This window comes from Clostridium sp. CAG:43 (assembly GCF_000434655.1).
Taxonomy (GTDB): domain Bacteria; phylum Bacillota; class Clostridia; order Lachnospirales; family Lachnospiraceae; genus Otoolea; species Otoolea fessa.
Genome location: NZ_FR895038.1, coordinates 1 through 2,080 on the forward strand (window position 1 = coordinate 1; position 2,080 = coordinate 2,080).

Consider the following 2,080-nt stretch of genomic DNA (forward strand, 5'->3'; position numbering starts at 1 on the left):
GCCCTGTCCAAGGGGAAGACCTGTGTCCGGATCGAAGCGATCCGGGGCAGCGTCCGTTGGCTGACTCTGTCCGAGCGGAAGTCCCGTCTCCGGGTCGAAGCGATCCGGAGCAGCGCCCGTTGGCTGATTTTGTCCAAGTGGAAGTCCCGTCTCCGGATCGAAAAGATCCGGTGCGGCATCGGTTGGCTGATTGTTCCCAAGTGGAAGACCTGTCTCCGGGTCAAAACGCGGTGCATCCTCTGGTTGTGGGTAAATCGGTTCACCCGTTTCCGGGTCATATAAGAAGTTTTCGTTTTGTTCGTTTTTCATACCTGCCATTCTCCTCTTGTATTAATAGAAATAAAAATGATGACCAAAGCCGGGAACCCCATATAAACCATCTATTACACTCTTGTTTTTGTTTCCCCAAGTGTGTCCATCTTTTTCCTGAAAAACATACACCCCGTTTTTTTCGTCATATTTGTATTGTATTTTCCCATTTTTAAAGGTTATGCCACGCTCATTGTCTTCCATAAGCACACCATCAAATAATCCATTTACCAGGTTTATATGTCGCGGATTCGGTCGTTCATTTTCATCATTTGTGCCATTAATACTTCTATAAAAAGTAGCATTTCCATTTGGTGCATCATTGGACCAATCGCAAAGAACTAAATTAGCGCCACCATGTCCGCCAAAATCCATCCAAATACTATTAGTCCCTATTCTTTTTCCATTTTGATAGTTCCCAATATATAACATGGTTCTTGAAAACTCAACATCGCCGCCGTCTATACCGTCCTTCCCGTGACCTATCATTGTAACCTTATAAAAGCCATAGCCTTCTCCATTGTTGGTTGAAGTCCAAACATCTTTTTGCGGAAGTTCAAAATTCTTTTTAGCTTCCCGTGCAATGTTGAGTGCATCTTCATAATTTCCGTTTTGTACCGCAGCTTTTATTTTTTGTACGGTAGAGTCGTCGAACCCTATATTAGGCGATGTTTCTTGCGTCTTTTTCGTCTCGGCAATACTTCCACTTACCGTATTTCCTGTAGTTTGTAAAGTGTTCTTTTTATTTTCTTTTGATGTTTTATGGTTAGATATAAAAGAATCCCATTTGGAAGAAAGGGATTTTTTTACACCTTTTCCTTTTTCTATTGCCCTCTTTCCGCGATCTTGCAATTTTCCAGTTACAGTATTCCAAGTCCCGGCAAAATCAAGCTCAATAGGCAGCTTAAATTTAGAATTTAATATATCATTTACAGCGGAATCGATTTCACCCTGTAATTCTCCTTTTACTTGTTCTAAGCCCCACTCACCCAGCTCCTTATTTACCGCTTCTTTGTCTCCGTTATAAAGTAACATTCCAATTTTTTCCCCACGATAAAAGAAATTCTCAATATCTTCAAACGAACATCCTAAGATTCTTTCCAAGGCTTTTTTTTCTTCTTTTGTCGCAGAATTCTTTGTTTTATCCCATCCAATCCAATCAAAGAACATTTTCACCAAAGAAGTTCCCTCTTCTGAATCCTTACTTTCATTCACATAAACCGTTTTGGTAGGTGTTTTTTTTCGTCTTCTTTACCAAATTTATGAGCGGAATTTTTTTTCGAATTTTCATCTCCATTACCAAATCCGCGATTTTTTTTCGAAGAGTCTTCATAAGAGTCTCTAGGATCGGAGTCATCTCCATAAACATGAACAATTTTATAAAAATTACCATTTTCATCTTGTCCTAAACCTGTAAGCGTAGAGGCAAAACTAATGTGTATACTAAATAAGCTAAAAAGAAATGCTGTTGCAAGGATTTTCATTATTTTATTCTTTTTAATTGTCAGCATCTATCTCACCTCCCTCTGTCGAGTTGTTAATCAATGTTTCAAATTCGGTCTCTAAACCATCTTTATCGGTTAAGAATCCTAAAATCGAACTTACTTTCCTATCTTCATCCCGTTTATCAATGGTAAACGCAATTTCATGATTTTCTTTGCGCAAAATCATTGTTTCATATGCAGAGGTATCATCACCATCCAGATTGCACCAGAGTAGAATTTTTACAGGTATCCATTGATCTTCAATCATTTGATTGGCATATGAATCT

The 2,080-nt window shown here is 38.9% G+C and carries 4 protein-coding genes; all 4 read right to left on the reverse strand.

Going from position 1 to position 2,080, the window contains the following annotated elements; translation table 11 throughout:
- The coding region (locus QVO97_RS03225; protein WP_288188778.1) for a hypothetical protein at positions 1–309 on the reverse strand (309 nt) is incomplete at its 3' end.
- 21 nt (positions 310–330) lie between these two features.
- Positions 331–1,524, reverse strand: a complete 1,194-nt coding sequence (locus QVO97_RS03230; RefSeq protein ID WP_022358970.1) for a hypothetical protein — start codon at positions 1,522–1,524, stop codon at positions 331–333.
- The gene (locus tag QVO97_RS03235) at positions 1,521–1,820 is read right to left on the reverse strand and encodes a hypothetical protein (protein WP_022358971.1); all 300 of its coding nucleotides are present in this window, start codon (positions 1,818–1,820) and stop codon (positions 1,521–1,523) included. Before QVO97_RS03235 ends, QVO97_RS03230 begins: the two co-directional genes overlap by 4 nt.
- A partial coding sequence (locus QVO97_RS03240) for a hypothetical protein (protein ID WP_288188780.1) occupies positions 1,807–2,080 on the reverse strand: 274 nt, incomplete at its 5' end. The genes QVO97_RS03235 and QVO97_RS03240, both read right to left, overlap by 14 nt.

What these genes read in the sequence shown, in the direction of transcription:
- QVO97_RS03235 (WP_022358971.1), bottom strand. Translation starts at nt 1,820, where the DNA reads ATGCTGACAATTAAAAAGAATAAAATAATGAAAATCCTTGCAACAGCA.